This is a genomic window from Spirillospora sp. NPDC046719 (assembly GCF_040645715.1).
Classification (GTDB): domain Bacteria; phylum Actinomycetota; class Actinomycetes; order Streptosporangiales; family Streptosporangiaceae; genus Spirillospora.
In genome coordinates this window covers 1-24,622 of the sequence record NZ_JBEYYT010000069.1, presented here as the reverse complement: position 1 = coordinate 24,622, position 24,622 = coordinate 1, and the positions used below count along the sequence as shown (strand labels likewise).

Below are 24,622 nucleotides of genomic sequence, written 5' to 3'. Positions count from 1 at the left end.
CCGCCCGTCAGGCGCCGACGAGGTCGTCGCCGCGCCGCGCGGTCCCGGGCGACGCGGTCCCGGTGTAGCCGGTGAAGTCGGTGCCGGGCGGGTCCTGCCGGGCGTCGAACCCGCCGGGCACGACCGTCCGGCCGAGCCGCTGCCGCACCTTGTACCGCGCGATGCCGAACCAGAACCGCGGGTCCCGCGCCATCTCCTTCAGCGACCGGTCGAGGTTGAACACCTCGGCGAACGTCCGCTCGACGTAGGCGTCCTCGCGGCTCGCGGCGTTGATCGCGTTGAAGACCGGCCAGCCGAAGCGCGCGGCCAGCCGGCGCCGCCACGGCGGGGCGACCTCCGTCCCGGTCGCGAAGTCGTAGGCCTGGTCGCGGGCCATCGCGAGCATCCACGGCACGTCGAGGGACTTCTTCTGCCGGGCGAGGAACTCCCGGACGAACGCCAGGCCCAGGTCGTCGCGGGCGCCCAGCATCTCGCCGAGGATGAGCGCGGACCGGGCCGCCGAGCTCATCCCCTGCGCGTAGAACGGGTTGAAGGCGCAGATCGAGTCGCCGACGCACACCAGCCCGGCCGGCGGCACGTCCAGCAGGTCGAAGCGCCGCCACTTGTTGCCGGTGGAGCGGGTCAGGTGCACCTCCGAGGTCGGGGTGCAGGCGTGGGTCGCCCGGCCGAAGAGCGTGGCCCGCACCCGGTCCACCGCGGCCTCGAACGCCTCGGGCTTGCGGGGCATGTCGATGCCCCACGACCCCATGCACACGATGGCGCGGTCGCCCTCGATCGGGAAGAAGTTGCTGAGGAACTCGTGCTCGGCGGGGTGGTCGCCGGTGTCCTGCGTCGGGGTGACGACCAGGTGCTTCCACCACCAGGTCTCGGGGCGCCGGTCGGCGGGCGGCAGGTCGTACCACCGCGAGGTGTAGGTGACCTTGGCGTCGAGGGTCTTCTCGGGCGGCGCGGTCCAGCCGGCCGCGCTCAGCCAGTCGGTGACCGAGGAGCCGCGGCCGAGCGCGTCCACGACCAGGTCGGCGGCGAGGTGCGCGTCGCCGCCGTCGGCGGTGCGGTACTCCACGCCCTCGACGCGCCCGCGCGCCGTGCCGCCCCCGGTGGAGCGGAGCCCGGTGACGGTCGCGCCCTCGCGGATCTCGATGGCGGGCAGCTCGCGGACCTTGTCGCGCAGCACCCGCTCGATGAGCACCCGCGAGCTGTAGACCATCGTCATCGACCCGGACTTGCGCGGCGCCCAGCCGTCGTTCTCGCAGTACGCCGCGTCCATGGACGGCATCAGGTGCATCCCGCCCGCGGCGATCAGCGCCTCCTCGAACCCGGGGAAGATCGCGCCGATCGCGCGGCGGCCGGAGTTGAGCAGGAAGTGCGGGTGCTTGCTCTGCGGCACGCCCCGCCGGTGCTCCGCGTCCGGCGGGAGCAGGTCCCGCTCCAGGACGATCACCTCGTCGAAGCGGCGTGCGAGCACCCCCGCGGCGCACAGCCCCGCCACGCTCCCGCCGAGCACCACGGCCGTCCTGCGTCCCATCCCGCCGCCCTCCATTCATACAGATTATGAGTGAATGTATGATTGAGGGCAGGGTGCGTCAAGGGCCCCGGGCCCGTCGGCTGGACGGCGCGGGTTCGCTTTCGTCATGATTCGCGAATGTGGCGTGAGCTGATCGACGAACACACCGGCCAGGCCCGCTTCGCCCCGCCGGCCACCGAGCAGGAGCTCCAGCGGGTCGAGGAGAGCCTCGGGCACCTGCTCCCCGACGACCTGGCCAAACTGCTCGGCGAGACCGACGGCGTCGTCGACGCCAACGGCTACAACCTGGTCTTCTCCGCCGAACAGCTGCTCCAGGGCAACCTGGAGATGCGCACCTACCCCGCCCTGAAGCGGCTCTACATGGCGTTCGACCAGCTGCTGTTCTTCTCCGACGCCCCCGGCGACGGCAACCTGTTCGGCTACGTCCTCGTCCCCGAGGGGCGGCCCGACATCTTCGTCTGGGACCACCGGACCGACAACCGGCGCTGCATCGCGCCGTCCCTGGAGCACTTCATCGCGGACTGGCTCAGCGGCCGCATCCGGCTCTGAACCGCCCTCCCGGGGAAGGCGTCAGAGCCGGGCGACGACCAGGGCGATGTCGTCCGGGCCGCCGCCGGCGACGCCGAGCCGGGCCAGCACGGTGTCGGCCAGTTGCGCGGCGTCGTACCGGGCCGCGTCGGCGAGGGCCCCGGTGAGGCGGCCGAGACCGACGTCGATGTCCTCGCCGTGGCGCTCGATGAGCCCGTCGGTGTACAGCACCAGCGTGTCGCCGGGCTCGTAGGAGGCGTTGGCCTGCGGGCGCGGCACGGCCTGGACGCCGAGCGGCGGATCGGTCGCCCTGTCCAGCAGGTCGCGGCGGCCGTCGGCGCGCGCGAGCACCGGCGGAGGGTGCCCGGCGCTGCTGTAGGTGATCACCTGGTTGCCGGTGTCGACGACCGCCTGGACGACGGTCGTGTTCAGCGCCGCCTCCAGCGACCCCGCGTACAGCCCGAGCACCTCCAGCGCCGGCGCGGGACGCCCGACGGCGCGCACCGCCGCGCTCAGCGCGCTGCGCAGCATGCCCATCGCCGCGGCCGCCTCCAGCCCATGGCCGACCACGTCGCCGACCGCCAGCGCGAACCGGTCGGGCGGCAGGTGGACGACGTCGTACCAGTCGCCCCCGACGCTCAGCCCCCGCGTGGCGGGCAGGTACCGGACCGCCACCTCGCCGTGCAGGTCCAGGTCGGGGGTCGTCAGCATGGCCCGCTGCAGCGTGAGCGCGACCTGCCGCTCGCGCGCGTTCGCCCGGCGCAGCTCCGCGTTCAGCCGCTGCAGCTCGCGCGCCCGCGCGTACAGCTTGGCCTCCAGCGTCTGCGCCGTCTCCAGGTGCGCGCCCTTCCAGACGCCGGGACGGTCGCCGGGCACGGCCTTCTGGCCGGACGTCACGTACGGGGTGACGTCCTCGGCCTGGTGGACGATCCACTCGATGCGTCCGTCCGCCCCGGGTACCGGCACGTTCACCAGCGCCCACCAGCGCTCCTCGACGCCTTCCGGCCCCTGAATTCGATTCTTCTGGAGGGGCATCGTGTCGGGCTCGCCCGTGGCGAGGACCCGGTTCAGGGAGGCCTCCAGGTTCCGCATGCCCTCGGCGTCCGCCTCGCCGGGGAACGCCTGGCGCACATGCAGGCCGACCAGGTCCTCGCGGGTCCGTCCGGCGGCGTCCACGAAGGCGCGGTTGACGTCCGCGATCACCAGGTCGGGGCCCATCACCAGCGACGGGCTCGGCATCGCGGCGAACAGCGCCGCGTGGTCGACCCCCGCCGCCACGCTCACCCGCTCTCTCCCTTCCCCACCTGCGCCGACATTCCCCACGGCGCAGGCCCCAACCCGCCGGCGCCGCCACCGGACCCGGGTGCGGCTGGAGCCGCTCACCGCCGGGCACGCGGCCGGTCCGCACCGAACGGCCCGCCGGGGCGGGCGATGCGCCGCCCGTTATGGGTGTTTCACACGATTCTCAAGGTTCGTGTGGAAATCAGTGAGAGCCGCCGGAAGCCGGGTAGGGCGTCCCGCTGACGGCATGACACAGAAGTCTCAAGGTCAGGCCGGTGCGGCCCAGGCCCGCCGGCCCCGGCAGTTAGGACGTCTTCCATGCTCTCCTGCCTGCGCATCCTCACGGCCGCCTCGCTGGCCGCCGCGACGACCGGGCCGATCACCGCGATGGCCGCCTCCGCCGCCGAGCGGCCGGGCCGGCCCACCGCCGACTTCAGCTGCTCGAAGCTGGTCCTGTCCACCAGCGGCCTCGCGCGCGGGATCCGCGGCTGCCGGCCGGACAAGGGCGGCTCCCGCGCCGCCGGCGACATCCACGGCACCTTCACGATCCGCGGTTTCGTCCCGGAGAAGGCGAAGCCCGTGACGGTCACCTGCAAGCCGGACCCGGACCTGCCCGCCGACCCGTCCGGCGCGTACATCCGCGAACTCTTCGGTTTCCACTGCAAGTAGCGGCCGGCGGCGGCCGGCCGGGCACGGGGCCCGGCAGGGGTCAGGCGTGGGGCGGGGCCAGGGGGAGGCGCAGGACGAAGCGCGCGCCGCGCGGCGAGTCCTCGATCCGCAGCGTGCCGTTGTGGGTCTCCGCGACGGCCCGGGAGATCGCCAGGCCGAGACCGCTCCCGCCGGGATCGCGGCGGCGGCCCTCGCTCAACCGGGTGAAGGGCTCGAAGACGCGCTCCCGGTCGCCCGGGGCTATCCCCTCCCCGTCGTCCTCGACCGCGACCGCCGCGCCGCCGTCCGAGCGCCGCACCGTGACCTGAACGCTCGTGCGGGCATGGCGCTGCGCGTTGACGAGCAGGTTGGCCAGCACGCCGGCGAGCTGCACCCGGTTGCCCGTGACGGTGAGCTCCTCCGGGGCGCTGACCTCCACGGGCGGCCCGTCGCGCCGGCGGGCGGCCTCCTCGCGCGCCAGGGCGGCCAGGCCCACCGGCTCGACGATCCGCGGCCCGGTGCTGACGCGGGCGAGCATCAGCATCTCGTCGATGATCGCCTGGAGCCGCTCGGCCGTCGCGAGCGCGTCGCGGACGCCGCCGCGCGCGTCGGCCTCGGGGAACAGCAGCACCTCCTCCAGCTGCGTGCGCAGGCCCGTGAGCGGCCGGCGCAGCTCGTGGGAGACCATCGAGCCGAACCGGCGCTGGCGCTCCATCGCGTCCTCCAGCCGGGCGAGGGTCTGGTTGGCGGTGCGCGCCAGCCGGGCGATCTCGTCGTCGCCGGACGGCTGCGGGACGCGCAGGCTGAGGTCGCTGATGGTGATCTCGGCGATCTGCGCCCGCATCGCCTCGACGGGACGCAGGGTGTGGCCGACCAGGGCCCAGGTGGCCCAGCCGGTGAGCAGCGAGGCCGCCAGCACGCCGGCGGCGACGAGGGCGTCCAGCCGCTGGGTGCCGAGCAGCACGGGCCGCGGCATCGCCGCGTAGACGGTGTGGCTCTGGCCGGCCCACAGCCGGGCGGTCTTCTGCGGAGGGACGCCGGCGGCGGTGAGCAGCAGGCACCGCCCGTTCGCGCACTGGACGTGGTTCTGGGTCCGGCCGTCGTTCGGCGGCCGCAGCGTGCTCAGCGCGGGCAGCCCACTCGCCGCCTTGCTGGCCGACACCACGCTCCCGGTGGCGTCGACGAGCTGCAGGTAGGGGACGCGGGTGCTGGTGATCGGCTGCGGCGGGGTGGGCGAGCGCATCGAGCCGATCCATTCGGCGGCCGCCCGCTGGGTGTCGCGGAAGCCGTCCCGCTCGATGCGGTTGTGGACGGCGGTGTCCACGCCGACGCCGATGATCGCGTAGACCAGCAGGGAGACGCCGGTCATGACCAGGGTGAAGCGCGCGCGGATCGAGGTCGGCGCGAGACGCGGACGCACCCTTCCGTCACCCCCCGATCACCGCCGGCCTGTCCCCTCCATCTATTAGGCGGCACCGTTGCGCGGCCCTTGGTCGGCGCGCCCTAAAGGCGGTGTAACGCCTCCCCTACGAACCGGGAAACCCGGCGGTTCGGCTGGGTCGGACCGTCTCCGTTCGCAGGCGGGCCGCGGGACGCCCGTGCGACGATGTGGCCGTCCGTGCCGCGACGGCGTGAGGAGGCGCGAGGTGTCCGGGGGAGACGGCGACGGGTACGGCGGGCGCCACCCGACCAGCCACGAGCGGACGAACGAGCGGCCCTGGGACGACTCCTACCGCGGCGAGGAGCCGGCGCCCTGGGACGTGGGCCGACCGCAGCCGGCGGTGGTGCGCCTCGCCGGCGAGGGCGCCTTCACCGGCCCCGTCCTCGACGCGGGATGCGGTACCGGCGAGAACGCCCTCGAGATCGCCGCCACGGGAGCGCGGGTCCTCGGCGTCGACATCGCCGGGACGGCGCTGTCGATGGCGCGGGAGAAGGCGCGGGAGCGCGGCCTCGACGCGGAGTTCGCCCTCGCCGACGCGTTCCGGCTCGCCCGTCTCGGCCGGACCTTCGAGACCGTCCTCGACTGCGGCCTGTTCCACACCTTCGACGACGGCGAGCGGCGCGAGTACGTCGAGAGCCTCGCCTCCGTGACCGCCTCCGGAGGCCGCCTCCACCTGCTCTGCTTCAGCGACGCCGAGCCGGGCGACTGGGGCCCGCGCCGCGTCACCCAGGACGAGCTCCGGGCGTCCTTCGACCGGACGCACGGCTGGGAGGTCCTGGCCATCGCCCCGGACCGGCTGGTGACGAGCTTCGACGCCGAGGGCGTCGCCGCCTGGCTCGCCGACATCCGGCGGGTCTGAGCCCGCTCCCCCGCCTCCGGCGCCGCGCGGGCCGAGCGCCGCGCGGGCTAGCCCTTCACGACCTCGCCCGCGGTGCCGGACGCGCCGGTCCCGATGCGGCGGACGCGCCGCTCGACGTCCTTGCGGGCGCCGTCGGTACCGGGCGCCGCGCCCGTCTCGAGGGTCCCGGCTTCGGCGCTGGAGCCGGTCCCGATGTGCTTGACGCGCCGCCGCACGTCCGCCTGGGCGCCCTTCGTCCGAGGGCCGGCGTCCGGCGGCACGTCGCCGGTGTCCTCGTGCCCGCCGGTCCCCATGTGCTTGACGCGCCGCTCGGCGTCCTTGCCGCCCCCGCTGGTCTCCGTGCCGTTGCCGAGCGTTCCGCGCTCGCCGCTCGCGCCCGTGCCGACGCGCTCGACGCGGCGCGCCATGTCCGCCTCGGCGCCCTTCCTGCCGGATCCCCTGCTCATCGCGCTCCCCCGTGGCCGATGTCCGTCCAGGCCGCACCGGCGCGCGCACCCGGGCTCCCGCCCTCCGGCACGCGCGCCGTCACATCCCAGCGGTACCCCGCTGACCAGGGGACAAGCCTCCGGCGAGGGTCCCCGGACCCGCGTCAGCCCCGGGCGAGACCGGCCTCGATCGCCTCGATGATCCGGGGACGCAGCTCCGCGGCGCCGATGACCGCGTCGACGGAGCCGACCTCGACCGCGCGCCGGATGTCGTGCACGCGGTCGAACTCCGCCGCCACCTCGCCGAGCTTCTCCGCGCGGACCGACGACCGCAGCTCGTCGAGCTCCGCGATCACCGTCGCGCGGCCCGGGCCGGTGGCGGCCGCGACGCGGGCCTCCAGGTCCCGGACGCGGGGGTCGGCGGCCGTGCGGGCGTCGACGTCGCGGGCGAACACCACGGCGGCGGCGGGGGCCCCGCCGAGCACCGAGGCGAACGACCCCTCCAGCGCGAACACCGTCATGTTCGGGTTGAGCGCCTTGGAGAACACCACGAACGCGCCGCCGTGGTACCGCGAGATCACGCAGAACACGATGGGCCCGCGGAAGTTGACGATCGCGCGGCCGATCTCCGCGCCGTACTCCAGCTGGAGCTTGCGCATCGACTCCGGCGAGCCGTCGAAGCCCGACAGGTTCGCCAGCACCACCAGCGGGCGGTTGCCGCTCGCGGCGTTGATCGCCCGCGCGGCCTTCTTCGACGAGCGCGGGAACAGCGTGCCCGCGGTGTAGGAGTCCGGGCCGTCGGTGGGCGGGAAACCGCGCCGCGGCACCGCCCGCGACTCGATGCCGAGCAGGCACACCGGGACGCCGCCGAGATGCACGTCCTGGACGACCGCGGTGTCCGCGTCGGCCATGCCCGCCCAGCGCTCCAGCACCGGGTGGTCCTGGTCGGACAGCGCCCGCATCACGGTGCGGATGTCGAACGGCTTCTTGCGGTCCGGGTTGGCCTCGGCGGAGAAGATCTCGCCGACGGTGGCGAAGTCGCTGCCCTCCACGACGTGCGGGAAGGCGGAGACGTCGCGGTCGGCGGGGTCGGACGTCGGAGCCCGGCGCGGCCCCCGCTCCCCCGGCACGACGTAGGTGTGGTCGTAGTGCGCCATGAGGATGTCCCGCGCGGCGGTCAGGTTCGGCGCCCAGTACTGCGCCTGCCCGTTCGGGCCCATCACCCGGTCGTAGCCGCCGATGCCGAAGTTGTCCTCGGCCGACACGCCGCCGGAGAAGTCGAGCGACTGCTTGCCGGTCAGCACCATCGCCGAGTCCGGGGTCATCACGAGGACGCCCTTGGTGTGCATCAGCATCGTCGCCTCGGCGTTCCAGTACGGCTGGGCGCCGACGTTGATGCCCGCGACGACGATGTTGATCTCACCGCCGTCCTGGGTGAACTCGACGATCCGCTTGAGCGCGGCGGCCACCCAGTCCATGTTCTCGGTGCCGGACTCCATGGAGATCCGGGCGCCCGCGGACAGCGCGTACCACTCCAGCGGCACCCGCATCCGCTCGGCGAGGTCCAGCGCGGCGATCACGCGGCGGCACTCCGGCTCCGACAGCGCGCCGAGCGCCTTCGTCGGGTCGCCGAGCAGCACGACGCGGGTGACGCCCTCCGGGTGCCGGGCGGTCGGCGTGGTGACGACGCCCGCGACCATCGCCGCGGTGTTGCGCCCCTTCGGCCGGTCGACCGGGACGAGCACGTGGTTCCCCGCCTCGTCGACCTCGAGGTCGTGCTCGGTGAAGTCGCCGAGCATCCCGGTCAGCTCGTACGGGTAGACGGTGTTGCGGCCGCTCGCCCGCAGCACCTTCTGCCGGTAGCCGTCGACGGGCTCGATCGGCTCGTCGGACGGCTCGCCGACGGTCAGCTCGACGCCGCCCGCGGCGTCGAAGGCCAGCCGCACCGCGATCTTGGTCAGCGCGCCGGTGCTCCGGTCGCGCTGCCGGCCGATGAGCAGGATCTCCTCCAGCCCGGCGCCCGCGGTCGTCGGCAGCACCCGCCCGACGATCATCTCCAGCTCGGCGCGGGTGAGGTCGATCGGCGGCCACACGTACAGCACGATCCGGTTGGTGTTGAACCGGTTCTTCGACGGCCGCCGCGACCGGGCGCGGCGGATCGAGTCGACGCAGGTCGCGATGGAGTACTCCGCCATCGGCAGCGTGGCGAGCCGGCCCTCGTGGTCGCGCAGCTCGGTCAGGTCGCGGACCTGCGCGAACGCGACGAGGCGGTCGTCGGACGGGTTGTCGCGCGCCACGCACTGGAACAGGTAGACCTCCTCGTCCGCCGACGGCAGCCGGGTGAGGTCGAACCGGTTCAGCCGCTCCAGCTGCATCCGCTGCGCGATGTACGGGTGCAGGCCGCGGATCAGCCGCTCCTCCGCCATCCCGGCGGTGGTCGGCCGGAACGTGAAGTGGTGGTGCATCACCGCGCCGGCGCTGCCCGCGACGGTGGCGGTGAGCCGGCGGACGCGCGGCGGCAGCGGATGCGCGGCGATGACCTCGTGCAGCGCGGCCGCCATCGCGTCGAAGTCCTCGGGCTGGTTCTCCCAGGCCAGGTAGATGTCGGCGTCGATGGCGTCCGCGCCGCCGGCCAGCTCGGCGAGGCCGCGCAGCGCGCCGCCCAGCTCCTCGAAGCGGACCGCGGCGGACACGACCGACGAGCCCTCGCGCTCGGCGACCACGAACGCGCAGCCCGCGCCGTCGCCGCCCCCCTGGTCGGGGGTGATGACGGGAGGTCGGTCGGGGTCGTGTTGGTCGGGGGTAAGCACGGTGCGGACGTCGGTGAGGCCCTTGTTGCCGTAGTAGCGCCGGGTCAGCACCTCCAGCATGACCGAGTTGTCCCGGTCGTGGCGGACGAGCCGCTGCCCGAGCAGCCGGACGAGCGGCTCGGTGCTGCGCACCATCTCGGCGATGCGCTCGGCGCGGTCCGGGGCGTCCGGGTGCGCGTCCAGGTGGCGCAGGTGCCGGCGGACGGCGGCGTAGACGCGGGCGCGGTTGCGGCGCAGCAGCGGCTGCGCGAACCAGGCGAACACGACGCCGCACGCGAGGTCGTAGACGACCGGGAAGCGCACCTGCGTCGCGGCGACGAGGCGCTCCAGCGCGAGGCCGACGGGCTCGCGCAGCGCCTCCGCCGGCGGCGGCTCCAGCAGCCACGCGCGCAGCAGCGCCGTGACGACCGCGGCGTCCGTGGCCGCGCGCTGCTGGGCCAGGAAGATCCGGAACACCGCCGCCTCGAGCTCCGGCGAGCGCTCCAGGTCGGTGACGCCGTAGTGGCCGAGCGCCTTGGCGAGCCTCGCCCGGAACTCCTCCGGCAGGCCGGCCCGCTCGACGTCGAGGCTCTGCAGGTAGGTGTGGAAGTGCTCGCGGGCGCTGTGCACGTGGCCGGTGCCGGCCCCGTCGCCGCCGTCGGCGCCGTCGGCCGGGGTGTTGCGGGTCAGCTCGGCGAGGTCGGCGAACACGTCGATGAGGGCGAGCTCCTCCTCCACGGGCCGGTGGCCGTCCGCGGCGGCCGCCCCGCGCGCGGCGAGGTAGCCGTCGAGCGCCCGGCGCTCGTCGTGCGGGTCGGCGTCGAAGCCCAGCAGCAGGCTGCGCAGCTCCTCCAGGCCGTGCGCGGCGCGCTCGCGCGCGGGGATCTCGGCGGGCTCGGCGGGCAGGTCGAGCTCGACGGTCCCGGCGGCCGCGGCGTCCTCCTCCTCGGCGCCGTCGGCGAGCGGCTCCAGCCGCAGCAGCGGCGCGCCGGTCTCCACCTGGCCGCCGACGGAGACGACGCACTCCTTCAGCCGAGCCCGGAACGGCGCGCGCAGCACCGTCTCCATCTTCATGCTCTCCAGCACCAGCACGGGCGCGCCCGCCTCGACCTCGGCGCCGACCTCCAGCGGCGTCGCGACCACCAGCGCGGGCGCGGGCGAGCGGACGACGCCGCCCTCGTCCCGGCTGACCCGGTGCGTCACGCCGTCCACCTCGACGAGGTGGATCGGCCCGTGCGTGCCGGTGACGATGCGGTACCGCGTGCCGTTGACGGCGATCTGCCCGGTGTGCCGGTCGAAGCGGTCGAGCTCGACGGTGGCGGTGCGGACGCCGTCGCCGCCCGCCTCGATGCCGACGCGGAACCGCTGCGCCCCGATCCGCGCGACGCGCACGCGGTAGCCGGCGCCGCGCAGCTTGAGGTCGAGGGGCCGGCCGCTCTCGTGCCGGATCTGGGGGCGGCCGCCGGACGCCGTGGACAGCAGCCGCCGCCGCTCGGCCTCCTCCTCCGCCTCGTACGCCTCGATGGCGGCGGCCGCCAGCGCGACGCCGGAGTGCCGGTGCGAGACGAGGCCGCCCTCGCCGCGGACGCGGTCGATCCAGCCGGTGTCGGCGCTGCCGTCGATCACCTCGGGCCGGTCGAGCAGGTCGAGCACGAAGCTCTTGTTGGTCGCGCCGCCCTCGATGATGACGGTGGTCTGCGCCATCGCCCGGCGCAGCCGGCCGAGCGCCTCCTCGCGGTCCCGGCCGTAGGCGATGATCTTGGCGATCATCGAGTCGAAGTCGGCGGGGATGGTGTCGCCCTCGGCGACACCGGTGTCCACCCGGACGCCGGGGCCGGCGGGCAGGTCCAGGCGGGCGATGCGGCCCGGGGACGGCGCGAAGTCGCGGTCGGGGTCCTCGGCGTTCAGCCGGGCCTCGACGGCGTGCCCGCGCTCCACCGGCGGCGCGCCCTCCAGCCGCCCGCCGGACGCCACGTGCAGCTGCGCCTTGACCAGGTCGAACCCGGTGGTGGACTCGGTGATCGGGTGCTCGACCTGGAGGCGGGTGTTGACCTCCAGGAACGCCAGCAGGTCCTCGCCGGGGTGGTAGAGGAACTCGACGGTCGCCGCGCCGCGGTAGCCGACCGCGACCGCGAGCCGCTCGGCGGACGCCTTGAGCTCGGCGGCCCGCGCGGGCGGCAGCACCGGCGACGCCGACTCCTCGATGACCTTCTGGTTGCGGCGCTGCACCGAGCAGTCGCGGACGCCGAGCGCCCACGCGGTCTCGCCGTCGGCGATCACCTGGACCTCGACGTGCCGGGCGCCGGTGACCAGGCGCTCCAGGAAGACGACGCCGCTGCCGAAGGCGCGCGCGGCCTCCTGGCTGGTGCGCTCGTAGGCGTCGTCGAGCTCGGCCTCGCTGGTGATCACGCGGATGCCGCGCCCGCCGCCGCCGGCGGTCGCCTTCAGCATCAGCGGGTAGCCGATCTCGGCCGCCGCGGCGCGGGCGGCGTCGAGGGTCTCGACGGCGCCGCGGCTCCACGGCGCGACCGGCACCCCGACCTCCTCGGCGATCAGCTTGGCGCCGATCTTGTCGCCGAGCCGGCGCATCGCCTCCGGGCTCGGCCCGACGAACGTGACGCCGGCCTTCTCGCACACCTCGGCGAACGCCGGGTCCTCCGCGACGAAGCCCCAGCCGACCCAGGCGGCGTCGGCGCCGGTCTCGACCAGCGCGCGTTCGAGCGCCTTCAGGTCGAGGTACGGGCGCGCGGACGCGGGGCCGAGGTCGTAGGACAGGTCCGCCTCGCGCACGAAGGTGGCGGTCCGGTCGACGTCGGTGTACAGGGCGACGGTCTCGATCCGTGTCCCGGTCTCCGCGGCGATGTCCCGTACGGCGTGGATGAGCCGCATGGCGGCCTCTCCACGGTTGACGATGGCGACACGACTGAACACGCGACCGAGCCCTCCTGTAGACCACGATGTCCGCCGGGAACGACGGCTCTCGGCTGTGCCCACCCTTCCGGTTACCCGCCGGTAGCTCCATGTCGCTGACATCGCATGCTGCGCGGCCCGAGTTGTGGGAAACGTGCAAAAGCCGGACCGCCGCCGGGTGCCGGAGGGGCCTCTCAGGCCCGGGCGACGCCGATCGCCTCGCCGCCGGCCGGCGGCACGCGCAGGGCGATCATGGCGAGGTCGTCGATGCCGGCGGTCGGCAGGCGCGTGAGCAGCCCGTCGCAGAACGCCGGCAGCGGCCGGCGGGCGAACCGGCCGGCCTGCTCGCACAGCCGCTCCAGCCCCTTGTCCAGATGCTCGCCCGGCCGCTCGACCAGCCCGTCGGTGTAGAGGAGCACCGTGCAGCCGGGCGGCAGGCGGACCTGCGCGCTGTGGTACGGCTCGTCGAACAGCGGCCCGAGGCCGAGGAGCGGGTTGGCGGCGTCCTCCAGCAGGTCGACGGAGCCGTCCGGGCAGACCAGGACGGGCGGCGGGTGCCCGGCCACCGCGTAGTCGAGCCGCATCCCGTCCGGCCCGCCGTCGGCGACCCGGGCCAGTGCGCAGGTGGCCGAGCCCTCCGGGATCAGCGTCTCCATCGCGATGTTCAGCCGGCGCAGGACGTCCCCGGGGCACTCCTGGCGGTCGACGATCAGGCTCCGCAGGATGTTCCGCAACTGGCTCATCGCCACCGTCGCGGCCAGGTCGTGCCCGGTGGCGTCGCCGATGGCCAGCACGGCGGCGCCGTCCGGCAGCACGAACGAGTCGTACCAGTCGCCGCCCACCTCGGCGGTCGCCGGGCTGGCCCGGTACCGCGCGGCGATCTCCAGGCCGGGCACCACGGGCGGCTCGGCGAGCAGGCTGTGCTGCAGCGCCAGCGCCACCCGCTGGGTGCGGTGGTACTCGATCGCGCTGCTCAGCGCGTCGTGGGCGTGGTCGAACATCTGCCGCATCAGGTCGACGTCGTCGCGGCTCAGCGGCTCGCGCTCCCCGCAGACGGCGGCGGTCACCACGGCCGCCACGGTCCCGTCGACGGTCACCGGCATCAGCACCACGCTGTTGGCGTTCGCCGCGGCCAGCCACTCGGTCGTGCCCTGGGGCAGCATGCCCGCCGGGGGGCGCCCGGGCGGGAAGGTGTGGTGCAGCGGGCGGCTCCGCTGCACGGCCCGGGTGAACCCGCTGTCGGCGGCGTACCACTCCCGGCCGAACGGCGGCTGCCGCGGCAGGCCCGGCCGTGCGGCGGTGGCGACGCGCTCGGTGAGGAGCGGCGCGCCCGCCGGCCGGTCGATGTAGTCGGGCAGCAGGTGGACGCCGCAGCCGTCGGCGAGCGCCGGGACGAGCACGTCCGCCAGCGCCCCGAGCATCTCCCGCAGCCCGGTGCGCTCGGCGGTCGCGGCGGCGGCGCCGTCGAGCAGCCGCCTGCGGTGCTCGCGCCGCCACTCCTGCTCGATGTCGGTGCAGGTCCCCACCCACTCCACCACGACGCCGTTCTCGTACACCGGCGCGGCGTTGACCTGGAAGTGCCGGTAGCCGCCCTCGACCGTCCGGAGCCGGACGACGTACCGCCAGGGGCGGGCCTGCGCGAGCGCCCGCTCCCACGACCGCGCGGTCTCCTCGCGGTCCTCCGGGTGCAGCGCCTGCTGCCAGCCCCTGCCGCGGAACCTCTCCCAGGACTGGCCGGTCACCCGCTCCCAGCCCGGGCTCGGTTCGACGGGATCCCCCGCGGGGTCCGTCACCCACACGATCTCGGCGCTCACCCGGATGAGGCTCTGGAACCTGCGCAGGGCGCGGCGCTGCTCGTCGGCGGCGTCGGCCCGCCGGGCCGTGTCGACGCTCCCGCTGACGTCCACGCCGACCGCCAGCACGGCCGGCTCGTCCCCGGGCAGCCGGGTCAGGCTGAAGGAGAACAAGCGCTGCTCGTAGCCGGTGTCGGGGAAGAACAGGCTGACCGGGGCCTCGGCGAGGGTGACCGGCTCCCCGTCCGCCAGCACGCGGTCGAGGAGGTCGAAGTAGTCGTGCTGCACGAGGTCCCGGAACGCGTGGCGGACGGGTTCGCCGATCGGCCGCTCGCCGAAGGTCGCGCGGAAGGCGAGGTTCGTGTACGCCAGGCGCCGCTCCGGCCCCCTGATGACGGCGACGGTGACGGGCGCGGCGTCGAACGCCTCGGGCGCGATGCCGCCGTCCCCCTCCTGCCGGTCATCGACCATGGCGTCTCCCCCAGTCGCCGCCCGGGTCGCTATCGGCTCATCTCCACCTCAACATACATCGGCCCCCCTTCTCACCTGCGCTTCGGGCTCACCGGGGGCCGCCCCTCGCCGTCTGGTCCCCGTCCTCGGGGGCGGGCAGGCCGAGGGCGGGCGCGATCACGTGGTCGATGTAGCCGTGCAGGAAGCCGATGTCGACGTCCTCGCCGAGGACGGCCTCGCCGCCCAGCGTGCCCAGCAGCATGTACTTGACGTACGGGAGGGCCTTGCAGCCGGCGGAGACCTCGCCCCGGGCGACGCCGCGGGACAGGACGGTGTCGAGGGCGGCGAGCCCCGGCTCGACGATGGCCTGCCGGACGGCGGCCATCAGCCGGGGGTCGCGGTGGATGGCGTGGGCGACCGCCCGGTTCATGCCGCGGTCCAGGGCGGCCATCTGGTGGTACCGGCCGATGTAGGCCTTCAGGTCGTCGAGCAGGTTCCCGGTGTCGACGGCCTCGGCGGCGTCGGCCTCGGGCGGGCCGAGCGAGCGCAGCGCCGCGATGACGAGCTCGGGCTTGCCGCCCCACTGCCGGTAGATCGTGGCCTTGCTCATCCGGGCGCGCCCGGCGACGTCCTCCACGGCGAGGGCCTCGTAGCCCACCTCGCGGAGCCGGTCGAGGACGAGCGCGTACAGCTCGGCCGCGCGGTCGGGCGAGATGCGGCTGCGCCTGCGCGCCGGGCGTCCCGCCCCGGGGGCGCCCGTGGTCTGCTCGTGCGCTGGCATGCTTCCTCACTCGCGAGCCTTCACCGGGCACGCGACCTTCGCGGCGCCGCGTGGATCGCCGAGGGATCCGCCGATCGATTCTAGGTGCGCGGCCGGTTCACGCCGGTCGCCGAGTGCGAACGGCGCCGGCGCCATTTCGTCATGAACGGAACCCAATAGGCCACTCACCCCCAGCCGGGGACGGACCACGTTCAGCCGGTCATCCGAAACCGGGACCCCCGGTTCACCCTTTATGGGGCCGATCGAAGACGCGGGACTTTTGCCCCCGCTCACCGAATTCCGCGCCGCCCGCACGCCTGTTCTGCATGAACAATTCCCGGAACGCGCGGAGCCGGGAGCATCTCGTCCACGGGCGGGCCCGCGGGCGGCGCGGACCGCCGGCACCCGGCGACCGGGCGCCCCTGCGGCCGAAGATCGGGCTGCTACTTTGTCCCCGAAGGGCGAACCGCGAATTGGGGAGTATGCCGTGACCGAGGAGCCGGGCAGCATCATCGACACGTCCGTGCCGCATTCCGCGCGTATCTGGAACTACTGGCTCGGAGGCAAGGACAACTATCCCGTCGACCGCGCGGCCGGCGACCAGTATCTGCAGGTGTATCCGGGAATCGTGGACATCGCGCGGGCCGGCCGCAACTTCCTCGCCCGCGCCGTCCGCTACCTGGCGGGCGAGCAGGGCATCCGGCAGTTCCTCGACGTCGGCACGGGGCTGCCGACCGTCGACAACACCCACGAGGTCGCGCAGCGGGTCGCGCCCGAGTCGCACATCGTCTACGTCGACAACGACCCCCTCGTCCTGTCGCACGCCCACGCCCTGCTCACCAGCCGCCCCGAGGGCGAGACCAGCTACATCCAGGCCGACATGCTCGACCCGGAGCAGGTGCTGCGCGCGGCGCGCGACAAGCTCGACTTCGACCGGCCGATCGCGGTGATGCTCATGGGCGTGCTCGGCCACGTCCAGGACTACGACGACGTCCTGAACATCATCCGCACGCTGACGGGCGCCCTCAGCCCCGGCAGCTACCTCGCCCTGTACGACGACACCGACACCGACGAGGCGCACAACGAGGCGCAGCAGCAGTACGACGACACGGGCGCCGTCCCGTACCGGCTCCGCCCGCCCGAGCAGATCATCGGCTACTTCGAGGGCCTGGAGGTCGTCGAGCCCGGCGTGGTGCCGTGCGAGGACTGGCGGCCCGAGCCCAACCCGTTCAACGACGCGCCGAAGACGTCCACCCTCTGCGGCGTCGCCCGCAAGCCGTGACCCCCTAGCGGCCGTCGAGGAGGGGCCGCCGCGGGTCCCAGGACGTGCCGTCGCGGTCGTCGCGGCGGCGCCGCGCGATGCCCGACAGGACCTCCAGGACGACGCGGTTCGCCAGCGCCGAGGTGATGTCGGCGTGGTCGTAGGGCGGTGACACCTCGACCACGTCGACGCCCGCGACCGGCAGCTCGTAGGCGATCCGGCGCACCGCGTCCAGCAGCTGGCGGGCGGTGAGGCCGCCGGGCTCGGGGGTGCCGGTGCCGGGGGCGTGGCCGGGGTCGCACACGTCGATGTCGACGGACAGGAACACCCCGTCGCACTCGTCGGTGGCGATGGCGAACGCCTCGGTCAGGCACTCCTCCAGCCCGCGCGCGACGATCTCGGTCATCTCGTAGGAGCGCATGCCCTGCCCGGCCATCCACGCGAGGGTCTCGGGGCCCGGCCAGTAGCCGCGCAGGCCGAGCTGCAGGAACCGGTCGCCGCGGACGGCCCCGGACTCCAGCAGCCGGCGCATCGGGGTGCCGTGCCCGACCAGCGAGCCGAACTCGATGTCGCCGGTGTCGGCGTGCGCGTCGAAGTGGATCATCGAGACGCGGCCCTGCCCGAGGTGCCGCGCCACCCCGGCGGCGTCGGGCCACGCGATGGTGTGGTCGCCGCCGAGGACCAGCGGGATCGCGCCGTTGCTCGCGATGGCGTACACCGCCTCCTCCAGGTCCCGGACGGAGCGCTCGGCGTCGCCGGAGTACATCTCCACGTCCCCGGCGTCGCGCACGGTGAGGTCGCCCCGGAGCCCGTCCACGCGCAGCGCCAGCGACGGCCGCGACCCGTTCTGCGGCAGGTAGCAGGTCTGCCGGATGTACTGCGGGCCGAACCGGGTGCCGGGCCGGTGGGACGTCCCGCCGTCGAACGGGGCGCCGAGGACGACCACGTCGGCGTCGGCGTAGGTCGCCGGGTCCGACCAGGTGCAGCGCGGCACTCCGAGGAAGGTGATGTCGGGACCGTACTGCGGTCCGTACCGTTCCTGCGGTGTCATCCGGGTCCTCCCTGCCGCGACGGCGATGCCGGTGTTCCTTCCCCGCCCGGACCGGCCGTCACCTGGGCGGGCGGGCCTTCCGGATCATCCCACGGGGTCGGGCGTGACGCCGTCGGGCAGGACGTTCGGGCGGGCCTTCTCCACCAGCGCGGGGATCACGTCGTCCAGCTCGTGCGGGTCCCAGCGGGCGCCCTTGTCGACGACCGGCCCGGCGCGCCAGCCCTCCGCGACGCTGATCCGCCCGCCGCGCACGTTGAACACGCGGCCGGTGATCCCGCGCGCCCCCGGGCTCGCCAGCCACACCACCAGCGGCGCGATGTTGGACGGGTCCGCCGGGTCGAAGCCCTCGCGCGGGCGCTCGCGGCCCGGCACCAGGTTCTCGGTCATCCGGGTCAGCGCGGCGGGCGCCACCGCGTTCACGGTCACGCCGTACCGGCGCAGCTCGCGGGCCGCGATCACGGTCAGCGCGGCGATCCCGGCCTTGGCCGCGCCGTAGTTGCCCTGCCCGGCGTTGCCGTAGATGCCCGACGACGAGCTGGTGTTGATGACGCGCGCGTCGACCTCGTGGCCGGCCTTGTGCCGCTCCCGCCAGTACGCGGCGGCGTGCCGCAGCGGCGCGAACGTCCCGCGCAGGTGGACCGCGATCACCGCGTCCCACTCCTCCGCGCTCATGTTGACCAGCATCCGGTCGCGGAGGATGCCCGCGTTGTTCACCAGGACGTGCAGGTCCCCGAACCGCTCGACCGTCGAGGCCACGAGCCGGCGGGCGCCCTCGAAGTCGGACACGTCGGTGCCGTCGGCGACGGCCTCGCCGCCCATCGCGCGGATCTCGTCCACCACCTCGCCCGCCGGCCCGGTGGACGAGCCGGTCCCGTCGACCTGCGCGCCCAGGTCGTTGACGACGACCCGGGCGCCGTGCCGGGCGAACTCCAGCGCGTGCTCGCGGCCGATGCCCCGGGCCGCCCCGGTCACGATGACCACCCGTCCGTCGGCGATCGCGGTCATGGTCGCTCCCTCCGTCCCGGGCGGGCCGGGTGCCCGGCCGCCGCCGCGAGCTAGAAGCCATTTCTAGAATTGACTTTCAAAACGATGCGACGCGCCCACCGCGATGTCAATGGGGCGGCAACGGCAGATCCTCAGCCGGATCCGGATGAACGGGACACCGGCGCCGCGAAGGGCCGATGGGATAGCTTTTCAACAGTGGAAAACGCTGGAGTGTCCGTCGGCGGGGCACGGGGGCCCGGCCGGGACGACGGCGTGCCCGCCGAGGGCACGGAGGCCGCGGCGTCCTTCCGCGGGCGCCTGCTCGCGGGCCTCGCCGACTCGATCCGCGAGCGCGGCTACCGCGAGACCACGATCTCCGACATCGTCCGGCACGCCCGCACGTCCCGGCGCACCTTCTACGAGGAGTTCCCGACCAAGGACGCCTGCTTCGTCGAGCTGCTCCAGGTGACGAACCGGATGCTGCGCCGGCGCGTCGCCGAGGCGATCGACCCCGCCGCACCGTGGGAGACCCAGATCCGCCAGGGCGTCGAGGCGTACGTCGGCATGGTCGCCTCCGAGCCCGAGATCACGCTGAGCTGGATCCGGGAGCTGCAGGCGCTCGGCGCCGGCACCGCCCGGCGGATGCAGCGCGAGGCCGTCGACACGCTGTTCCGGCTGCTGCGGGACGTGACCGGGAACGCGGAGATGGTCCGGGCCGGGACCCACCCGATCACCCGCCCGTTCGCGCTGATGCTGATCGGCGGGCTCCGCGAGCTCACCGCCACCCTGGTGGAGGACGGCGCGGACGTCCGCGACATCACCGAGGTCGCCGTCGAGGCGACGATCGCGCTGTTCCGTCCGGTGCCGGAAAACCGCGGCGGCGCACCGTCCGCGCGTTACCTCGGCGGTTTTCCGGATCCCCGGAACTGACCTTTCGGCTTCCGGTCGCGGCACCGCCGAATTTCCCTTCTCCGGCACGGTAGGCGGCCGTACCGCGCCGTGGTACCGTCCCGTACCACACCACCTCCGTGTCCGTCGGCACGCGAGGCCGCCATGCCGAGAGCATCGTCCAGAAGAGCGCGCGATGACCGACATTGACGAGGACGACTTCACCGATCACGCCGTCCACCTGGAATACACATGGCGGGCCTGGCGGTACATGCTCACCAGCGCCACCGCGCCGGCACTGCTGTGCGTGAGCGCGAACGGCATCCTGCGGCTCGGCAGCTTCGTCGACTGCACCGCCGCCGAGCGGGTGTTCTGGGACGTGGTCACGCTGGCCATCCAGGACGCCGGCGACCATCTCGCGGACATGCGCGTCAACAGCACCCGGGCCGCCGTCGTCCTGGAGGGCCCGCCGGACGGCCGCGCCCACCTCGCGGTCCGGTCGGCCTCCGGATTCCATCTCGCGCACTGCTACGACACCTCCTACGACGCGCTCGACGCGTGGGCGCAGATGGCGAGCGAACTGGCGCTCGGGCCCTGCGGATGATCGGCGCCGGGCGGCGTTTTCCGGAAATGGAGCGAGAACGCCGGGCGGGCCACCGAATCCCGCCGTCCGGCACCGGCGCCCGCTGAATTCGCCGCGCCGGAAAGGCGATCTTCGGAACGCGCGGTTCAGCGCCCCGAATCGCCGCTTCCCGACGGCCCGCGCCCCGCGGACACCAGCCCCGTCTCGTAGGCGAGCACGACGGCCTGCACCCGGTCGCGCAGCCCCAGCTTCGACAGGATGCGCGCCACGTGCGTCTTGACCGTCGCGGCGCTGAGCGTGAGGCGGTCGGCGAGCTCGGCGTTCGACAGCCCGGTGGCGAGCAGCCCGAGCACCTCCAGCTCCCGGGGCGTCAGCCGGGACAGGTCGCGGTGCACGGGCCGCGTCCCGCCGCCGGCCTCGTCGCGCGGCGCGAAGCGCTCGATGAGCCTGCGGGTGATGGCGGGCGCGAGCAGCGCGTCCCCGGTCCGGACGAGCCGGACCGACGCGGTCAGCCGCTCGGGCGTCACGTCCTTGAGCAGGAACCCGCTGGCGCCCGCGGTGAGCGCGGCGTAGACGTAGTGGTCCAGGTCGTAGGTGGTGAGGATGAGCACGCGGGCGCCGCCGCCGGCCGCGGTGATCTCCCGGGTCGCCTCGATGCCGTTCATCTCCGGCATCCGGACGTCCATCAGCACGACGTCGGGACGGGTGCGGCGGACGGCGGCGACCGCCTCGAAGCCGTCCGCGGCCTCGGCGACCACGTCGATGCCGTCGGCGGCGAGGATCATCCGGAAGCCGGTGCGGACCAGCGCCTGGTCGTCGGCGATCACCACCCGCAGGGCCGGGCCGTCCTCCGCCGTCACGGCGTCCTCCAGGGGATCGTGGCGGTGACGCGGAACCCGCCGGCGAGGGTGCGGCCGGACTCCAGCGTCCCGTCGTAGACCGCGAGCCGCTCGCGGAGGTTGATCAGGCCGCGACCGGTGCCGGTCCGCCCGCCCGCCGCGCCGCCCGCGCCTCCGCCCGCGCCCACGCCCGTGCCGCCGCCGGGCGCGCCGCCGGTGTCGGTGACCTCGATCCGCAGGTCGTCCCCCTCGCACCGGACGGACACCACGGCGGACGCGCCGGGCGCGTGCTTCATCGTGTTGGTCAGCGCCTCCTGGACGACCCGGTAGGCGGTGAGGTCGACGCCGGGCGGCAGCGGCCCCGGCGGCGGGTCGAGGTCGGCCGTGACGCGCAGGCCGGTGGCGCGGACCCGGTCGATGAGCGGGGCGAGCCGGTCCAGACCCGGCTGCGGCACCGGCACGCCGCCGTCCGCCTCCCCGTCGCCGTCCCCGGAGGGCGCCAGCAGGCCCATGACGTGCCGCAGCTCCGCCATCGCGGCGCGCCCGCTGGCCTCGACGTCCAGCATCGCCTTCTTCGACAGCTCGGGGTCGGCGTCGACGACCTTGCGGGCGGCGCCCGTCTGGATCACCATGACGCTCACATTGTGGGTCACCACGTCGTGCAGTTCCGCCGCGATCCGGGCGCGCTCCACCTCGACCGCGCGGCGCGTCGCCTCCCGCTGCTCCCGCTCGATCTCGGCCAGCCGGCGGCGCCAGAACCGCATCGCCATCGCGAGCACCCCGGCGGCGAGCAGCACGAAGAACGGCGCGGACCAGTTCGGCAGGGAGGCGGCGGTGCCCCGGTAGACGAAGCCGGCGAGGACGGCCGCGGCGCCCAGGCTCGCGACGGCCTGCACGCGGTAGCGGCTGTGGGCGATGGCGCCGAACCCGGCGGCCACGCAGGCCAGCACCGTCACCCAGGTCATCCCGTAGCGCAGCGCCCACGCCGCCGCCAGCACCACCCAGAACGCGGCGAGCGGGTACCGGCGCCGGAACGCCAGGGGCAGGGTCGTGAGGACGGTCAGCGTCCAGGAGGGGTGGACGGGCGCCGGGTGCTCCCCGAACCCGGGCGGCGGGAGGGGGGCGACGGGCGCGATCGGCCCGCCGAAGTCCGTCCTCTCGGGCTCGTCCCCGCCGCCGCCCGTGTTCGCCGCCACGAGCAGCGCCACGGCCGTCACGGCGAGGGCGAGCAGCGCGTCCGCGGCGAGGGCGCGGCGCGACGGGGGCTCTCCCGCCGGCTCGGGCCGGAGCAGGCCGCGCAGCCACCCGCGCCGTTCGCGCGCCGTTCCCACGTGCATGTCCACATTGTGTCCCCCGCCGCGCGAACCCGGTATCGGCTTCGCGGGCGGGACGCTCGGCCTCGCGGCGTACATCGCGAGGATGACGCCCGGCGGGATCGGCCGCACGGAGTACGGAATGTCGGTGCGGCGGCGGACGTCCCGGACGCCCCGCCGCGCATAGCTTCACGTCCGCTGACACCGGGCGGCCCGCACGCCGCCCGCACGCGGAGGGCGGGAGCCTCATGGGACATGTGATCGAGCTGGACGGCGCGGCGAAGGCCTACGACGGCGCGGGCGCGCCGGCGCTCGGGCCGCTGTCGCTGGACGTGGCGGAGGGCGAGGCGCTCGCGGTCGTCGGGCCGTCGGGCAGCGGGAAGTCCACGCTGCTGAACCTGGTCGCCGGGCTGGACCGGCCGACCGCCGGGGCGGTGACGGTGGACGGGCGGCGCGTCGACCGGCTCGGCGAGGCGGCGCTCGCCCGGTTCCGGCGGGAGCGGATCGGGTTCGTGTTCCAGTTCTTCAACCTGCTCGACGACCTCACCGTGGCCGACAACGTCCGGCTGCCCGCGCAGCTGGCGGGGATGCCGCGCCGGAAGGCCGCGGACCGCGCCGCCGAGCTGCTGGAGATCCTCGGCGTGGCCGGGCACGCGGGCGCCTACCCGGGACGGCTGTCGGGCGGGGAGCGGCAGCGCGTCGCGGTGGCGCGCGCGCTGGTGAACCGTCCGGCGCTGCTGCTGGCCGACGAGCCGACGGGCGCGCTGGACACCGCGTCCGGCCACGACGTGCGCGAGCTGCTCGCCGAGGTGCACCGGGGCGGGCAGACGATCGTGCTGGTCACCCATGACATGGCGCTGGCCCGGTCGCTCGCGAGCCGGACGGTCACGCTGGTCGACGGCGCGATCGCGGCCGACGAGCGGGCGGGGGCGGCCCGATGAGCGCGCGCCTCGCCGGGTCGGCGCTCGGCCGGGTGGTGCGGTCGGGCGTCGGGCGGCGGCGCGTCCAGACGCTGGTGGTCGCGCTCGCCACGCTGATGTCGGTGGCGTCGGCGGTCGTCGCCGGCTCGCTGGTCGTCGCCTCGTCGGCGCCGTTCGACCACGCGTTCGCGCGGGACCGCGGCGCGCACCTGACCGCGCAGATCGACGCCGGGAAGGCCACGGCGGCGCAGGCGGCGGCGACCGCGCGGCTGCCGGGCGTCACGGCGAGCGCCGGGCCGTTCCCGGTCGCGGTCGTCTCGCTCACGGCGCGGGGCGGGGGGCACCTGCCCGAGCTGACCGTGGCCGGGCGCTCCTCCCCCGGCGGCCCCGTGGACCGGCTGGAGATCACGGCGGGCCGGTGGCCGTCCGGCCCGGACGAGATCGTGATGCCGCCGCAGGTCCCGCCGGACGCGGGCGTCGGGTCGACGCTGACGGCGCCGGACGGGCGGACCCTGAAGGTCGTCGGGCAGGCCCGCTCGGTCACCGGCTCGGCCGACGCGTGGACGACGCCGGCCGGCGCGGCCGCGCTCCGCACGGCGAACGCGCCCGCGACGACGCAGATGCTGTACCGGTTCTCGGGGTCGCCCGCGAAGCCGGCGCTGGCCGCCCACCGCGCGAAGGTGGCGGCGGCCCTGCCGAAGGGCGCGCTCGCCGGCGCCCAGTCGTACCTGGACGCCAAGTACGTCGCCGACCGGGAGGCGGCCACGTTCGTGCCGTTCCTGATGGCGTTCGGCGCGCTCGGCCTGGGGATGGCGGTCATCGTCGTCGCCGGCGTGGTCGGCGGCATGGTCGGGGCGAACCTGCGCCGGATCGGGATCCTGAAGGCCATCGGCTGCACGCCCGCGGAGGTCGTCCGCGCCTATGTCGCGCAGGCGCTCGTCCCGGCCGCCGCCGGCACCCTGCTGGGCGTGGTGCTCGGCAACCTCATCGCGTACCCGCTGCTCGGGGACGTCCAGCAGGTGTACGGGACGACCGGCCTCGCGGTCGCCTGGTGGGTGGACGCCGCCGTCGCGGCGGGCGCACTGCTGGTCGTGGCGGCCGCTGCCGTGGTCCCGGCGCTGCGTGCGGGACGGCTGCGGACCGTCGAGGCGATCGCGGTCGGCCGCGCGCCGGGCACGGGACGCGGCCGGCGGGCGCAGCGGATCGCCGGGCGGCTGCCGCTGCCGCGCGCGGTGACGCTCGGGCTGGGGACCCCGTTCGCGCGTCCCGTCCGGTCGGCGTCGATGCTCGCGGCCGTGCTGTTCGGGACCGCCGCCGCGACGTTCGCGATCGGCCTCGCGGCGTCGCTGAACGCCATCGGCGCCGCCCGCGACC

General features: G+C 74.8%; 19 protein-coding genes. 8 read left to right on the top strand and 11 right to left on the bottom strand.

Annotated features, from left to right (window positions below; genetic code table 11):
• Nucleotides 1–7: 7 nt before the first annotated feature.
• On the bottom strand, nucleotides 8–1,525 hold the full coding sequence (locus tag ABZ914_RS15010) for an FAD-dependent oxidoreductase (RefSeq protein ID WP_500193497.1): 1,518 nt from the start codon (nucleotides 1,523–1,525) through the stop codon (nucleotides 8–10).
• Between the two features lie 117 nt (nucleotides 1,526–1,642).
• Between ABZ914_RS15010 and ABZ914_RS15005 the strand changes: the two genes are divergently transcribed.
• Complete coding sequence (locus ABZ914_RS15005; protein ID WP_500193496.1) at nucleotides 1,643–2,074, top strand: SMI1/KNR4 family protein; 432 nt, start codon at nucleotides 1,643–1,645, stop codon at nucleotides 2,072–2,074.
• A gap of 21 nt (nucleotides 2,075–2,095) precedes the next feature.
• On the opposite strand, the gene ABZ914_RS15000 is transcribed toward ABZ914_RS15005, so the two are convergent.
• Nucleotides 2,096–3,337, bottom strand: coding sequence for a PP2C family protein-serine/threonine phosphatase (locus ABZ914_RS15000; RefSeq protein WP_500193495.1), 1,242 nt, complete (start codon nucleotides 3,335–3,337; stop codon nucleotides 2,096–2,098).
• Between the two features lie 315 nt (nucleotides 3,338–3,652).
• Between ABZ914_RS15000 and ABZ914_RS14995 the strand changes: the two genes are divergently transcribed.
• Nucleotides 3,653–4,003 carry a hypothetical protein gene (locus ABZ914_RS14995; RefSeq protein WP_500193494.1) on the top strand — a complete coding sequence of 117 codons (351 nt, stop codon included), beginning with the start codon at nucleotides 3,653–3,655 and terminating at the stop codon, nucleotides 4,001–4,003.
• A gap of 40 nt (nucleotides 4,004–4,043) precedes the next feature.
• On the opposite strand, the gene ABZ914_RS14990 is transcribed toward ABZ914_RS14995, so the two are convergent.
• Complete coding sequence (locus ABZ914_RS14990; protein ID WP_500193493.1) at nucleotides 4,044–5,402, bottom strand: sensor histidine kinase; 1,359 nt, start codon at nucleotides 5,400–5,402, stop codon at nucleotides 4,044–4,046.
• Between the two features lie 226 nt (nucleotides 5,403–5,628).
• On the opposite strand from ABZ914_RS14990, the gene ABZ914_RS14985 reads away from it, so the two are divergent.
• The gene (locus ABZ914_RS14985) at nucleotides 5,629–6,282 is read left to right on the top strand and encodes a class I SAM-dependent methyltransferase (RefSeq protein WP_500193492.1); all 654 of its coding nucleotides are present in this window, start codon (nucleotides 5,629–5,631) and stop codon (nucleotides 6,280–6,282) included.
• A gap of 47 nt (nucleotides 6,283–6,329) precedes the next feature.
• Here the strand turns inward: ABZ914_RS14985 and ABZ914_RS14980 are convergent, their stop codons facing one another.
• From ABZ914_RS14980 to ABZ914_RS14965, 4 genes are all read right to left on the bottom strand, one after another.
• Nucleotides 6,330–6,728 (bottom strand): hypothetical protein, encoded by a 399-nt coding sequence (locus ABZ914_RS14980; protein ID WP_500193491.1) that lies wholly within the window; start codon nucleotides 6,726–6,728, stop codon nucleotides 6,330–6,332.
• A 143-nt stretch (nucleotides 6,729–6,871) separates the two neighbouring features.
• The gene (locus ABZ914_RS14975; protein ID WP_500193490.1) at nucleotides 6,872–12,427 is read right to left on the bottom strand and encodes an ATP-binding protein; all 5,556 of its coding nucleotides are present in this window, start codon (nucleotides 12,425–12,427) and stop codon (nucleotides 6,872–6,874) included.
• A gap of 173 nt (nucleotides 12,428–12,600) precedes the next feature.
• Complete coding sequence (locus ABZ914_RS14970) at nucleotides 12,601–14,670, bottom strand: SpoIIE family protein phosphatase (RefSeq protein WP_500193489.1); 2,070 nt, start codon at nucleotides 14,668–14,670, stop codon at nucleotides 12,601–12,603.
• An 88-nt stretch (nucleotides 14,671–14,758) separates the two neighbouring features.
• Nucleotides 14,759–15,430 carry a TetR/AcrR family transcriptional regulator gene (locus tag ABZ914_RS14965; protein ID WP_500193488.1) on the bottom strand — a complete coding sequence of 224 codons (672 nt, stop codon included), beginning with the start codon at nucleotides 15,428–15,430 and terminating at the stop codon, nucleotides 14,759–14,761.
• Between the two features lie 466 nt (nucleotides 15,431–15,896).
• Between ABZ914_RS14965 and ABZ914_RS14960 the strand changes: the two genes are divergently transcribed.
• Nucleotides 15,897–16,691 carry an SAM-dependent methyltransferase gene (locus ABZ914_RS14960; RefSeq protein WP_500193487.1) on the top strand — a complete coding sequence of 265 codons (795 nt, stop codon included), beginning with the start codon at nucleotides 15,897–15,899 and terminating at the stop codon, nucleotides 16,689–16,691.
• A gap of 4 nt (nucleotides 16,692–16,695) precedes the next feature.
• Here the strand turns inward: ABZ914_RS14960 and speB are convergent, their stop codons facing one another.
• Both speB and ABZ914_RS14950 read right to left on the bottom strand, forming a co-directional pair.
• The gene (gene speB, locus ABZ914_RS14955; RefSeq protein WP_500193486.1) at nucleotides 16,696–17,721 is read right to left on the bottom strand and encodes an agmatinase; all 1,026 of its coding nucleotides are present in this window, start codon (nucleotides 17,719–17,721) and stop codon (nucleotides 16,696–16,698) included.
• A gap of 84 nt (nucleotides 17,722–17,805) precedes the next feature.
• Nucleotides 17,806–18,726, bottom strand: a complete 921-nt coding sequence (locus ABZ914_RS14950) for an SDR family oxidoreductase (protein WP_500193485.1) — start codon at nucleotides 18,724–18,726, stop codon at nucleotides 17,806–17,808.
• A gap of 195 nt (nucleotides 18,727–18,921) precedes the next feature.
• On the opposite strand from ABZ914_RS14950, the gene ABZ914_RS14945 reads away from it, so the two are divergent.
• A complete protein-coding gene (locus ABZ914_RS14945) occupies nucleotides 18,922–19,635 on the top strand; it encodes a TetR/AcrR family transcriptional regulator (protein ID WP_500193484.1) in 714 nt (237 codons plus the stop codon).
• A gap of 154 nt (nucleotides 19,636–19,789) precedes the next feature.
• The gene (locus tag ABZ914_RS14940; RefSeq protein ID WP_190862541.1) at nucleotides 19,790–20,197 is read left to right on the top strand and encodes a hypothetical protein; all 408 of its coding nucleotides are present in this window, start codon (nucleotides 19,790–19,792) and stop codon (nucleotides 20,195–20,197) included.
• Between the two features lie 125 nt (nucleotides 20,198–20,322).
• Here the strand turns inward: ABZ914_RS14940 and ABZ914_RS14935 are convergent, their stop codons facing one another.
• Both ABZ914_RS14935 and ABZ914_RS14930 read right to left on the bottom strand, forming a co-directional pair.
• Nucleotides 20,323–21,036 carry a response regulator gene (locus tag ABZ914_RS14935; RefSeq protein WP_500193483.1) on the bottom strand — a complete coding sequence of 238 codons (714 nt, stop codon included), beginning with the start codon at nucleotides 21,034–21,036 and terminating at the stop codon, nucleotides 20,323–20,325.
• Complete coding sequence (locus ABZ914_RS14930; RefSeq protein WP_500193482.1) at nucleotides 21,033–22,352, bottom strand: sensor histidine kinase; 1,320 nt, start codon at nucleotides 22,350–22,352, stop codon at nucleotides 21,033–21,035. Before ABZ914_RS14930 ends, ABZ914_RS14935 begins: the two co-directional genes overlap by 4 nt.
• 224 nt (nucleotides 22,353–22,576) lie before the next feature.
• On the opposite strand from ABZ914_RS14930, the gene ABZ914_RS14925 reads away from it, so the two are divergent.
• Entirely contained in the window at nucleotides 22,577–23,269 is a 693-nt protein-coding gene (locus ABZ914_RS14925; protein ID WP_190862547.1) for an ABC transporter ATP-binding protein, read from the top strand.
• Nucleotides 23,266–24,622, top strand: a 1,357-nt coding sequence (locus ABZ914_RS14920; RefSeq protein WP_500193480.1) for an FtsX-like permease family protein, incomplete at its 3' end; no start/stop codon positions are given. The genes ABZ914_RS14925 and ABZ914_RS14920, both read left to right, overlap by 4 nt.

Excerpts from the sequence above, each read along its gene's own strand:
- ABZ914_RS15010 (WP_500193497.1), bottom strand. The coding sequence starts at position 1,525 with ATGGGACGCAGGACGGCCGTGGTGCTCGGCGGGAGCGTGGCGGGGCTG.
- ABZ914_RS14965 (WP_500193488.1), bottom strand. The coding sequence starts at position 15,430 with ATGCCAGCGCACGAGCAGACCACGGGCGCCCCCGGGGCGGGACGCCCG.
- ABZ914_RS14940 (WP_190862541.1), top strand. The coding sequence starts at position 19,790 with ATGACCGACATTGACGAGGACGACTTCACCGATCACGCCGTCCACCTG.
- speB (WP_500193486.1), bottom strand. The coding sequence starts at position 17,721 with ATGACACCGCAGGAACGGTACGGACCGCAGTACGGTCCCGACATCACC.
- ABZ914_RS14925 (WP_190862547.1), top strand. The coding sequence starts at position 22,577 with ATGGGACATGTGATCGAGCTGGACGGCGCGGCGAAGGCCTACGACGGC.
- ABZ914_RS14970 (WP_500193489.1), bottom strand. The coding sequence starts at position 14,670 with ATGGTCGATGACCGGCAGGAGGGGGACGGCGGCATCGCGCCCGAGGCG.
- ABZ914_RS14995 (WP_500193494.1), top strand. The coding sequence starts at position 3,653 with ATGCTCTCCTGCCTGCGCATCCTCACGGCCGCCTCGCTGGCCGCCGCG.
- ABZ914_RS14980 (WP_500193491.1), bottom strand. The coding sequence starts at position 6,728 with ATGAGCAGGGGATCCGGCAGGAAGGGCGCCGAGGCGGACATGGCGCGC.
- ABZ914_RS15005 (WP_500193496.1), top strand. The coding sequence starts at position 1,643 with ATGTGGCGTGAGCTGATCGACGAACACACCGGCCAGGCCCGCTTCGCC.
- ABZ914_RS14950 (WP_500193485.1), bottom strand. The coding sequence starts at position 18,726 with ATGACCGCGATCGCCGACGGACGGGTGGTCATCGTGACCGGGGCGGCC.
- ABZ914_RS14930 (WP_500193482.1), bottom strand. The coding sequence starts at position 22,352 with ATGCACGTGGGAACGGCGCGCGAACGGCGCGGGTGGCTGCGCGGCCTG.